This is a genomic window from Synechococcus sp. R8-2, from assembly GCF_047461715.1.
Lineage (GTDB): Bacteria > Cyanobacteriota > Cyanobacteriia > Thermostichales > Thermostichaceae > Thermostichus.
Window position 1 is genome coordinate 1 of the sequence record NZ_JANSHQ010000550.1, and the last position, 1,177, is coordinate 1,177.

A 1,177-nucleotide genomic window follows, 5' to 3' on the forward strand; every position below is an offset into this window, starting at 1 on the left:
CCGGAAGGCCCTGCTGGGCTTCTGGGTGGCGAGAGCAGGCGCTCTTCCCATTTACGTGCAGGTGAGGCCCGTCGGATGTCCCGCCAAATGGCTGTGGCAGCTAAGGTACCATCGGCAACCGCAATCGCCACCTGGTTCAGGCCCTGCTTCAAATCGCCCAGCGCAAACAGCCGCGGATGGGCAGTGCGACACCACTCGTCGGTCAACAGGTTTTCCCCTTGCCATTTCAAGCCGGGGATCCCTTTCAAATAGGCATTGTGGTATCTGGCGCCCATCGCCACCAAGCCGGTAGTTGCTTCGATGTAGGTGCCATCTTCCAACTCCACACCCTGCAATTGATGGTTTTCTCCAAGAAAGCGGCGAATAGGAGATTCGTAGAGGGGGTAGCCATGATCCGCCAGTTTTTTGCGCATGTCGGGGCCAACCGAGCAGAGGCCGTGGGTCAACACCGAGATATAGGGTGTAAACCAGTTGAGGACAAAAGCTGTATTGATCCGATCTTCCGAATTGACGATCAACACTGACTTTTGATCCCGCATTTCATAGCCGTCGCAGATCATACAGACATGCAGTGAATAGCCGGCGTAGTCGTAAACATTCTGCATATCCGACAACTGAGGCAGCTCGTCCATAATGCCGGTTGCCGCGATCAAATATTTGCTCCGAAAAACGGGGTAGAGGCTGTTCATTTTTCCCACCTTGACTTTGACCGCAAAGAGGTCTCCCTCATCGGTGGCATCTTCCACAAAACCGCGCAGGTAATCTACCCCTAAACTGAGGGCGTGCTCTGTTCCCTGTCGCAACAGCTCTCGTCCGGGAGTGGTCGGAGGCAATCCCAGATAATTGCGCAAATCCTGCATCCAAAAAGAGCGGCCTCTGCCCTTCTCCACCACCAGGCAACTCAATCCATAACGAGCCAGATAGATTGCCGCCGACAACCCCCCTGCTCCCCCTCCGGCCACGATCACGTCATAGATTTTGCCCAAACCAACCTCTAGATTCCTGCTGCTCAGTTTCATAGACGGGATCCCCTCACGAGCTTTTTGCCGGGTGATCTCAGGTCGTTGGCTGCGGCCTGAAAAATCTTAAGAAACTCTATATGTTCCGAGGACTGCTTATCCTGCTGAGTCCACCACATTTCTGTTGAGGCGTGATCCAAGTGAAGGGAGCAGTCCCA

1 protein-coding gene is annotated in these 1,177 nt (G+C 54.4%); it reads right to left on the reverse strand.

Annotated features, from left to right (window positions below; translation table 11 throughout):
• Positions 1-1,019: NAD(P)/FAD-dependent oxidoreductase (locus NW819_RS12305; protein WP_414413917.1), on the reverse strand; the 1,019-nt coding region annotated here is incomplete at its 3' end.
• Positions 1,020-1,177: the final 158 nt, after the last annotated feature.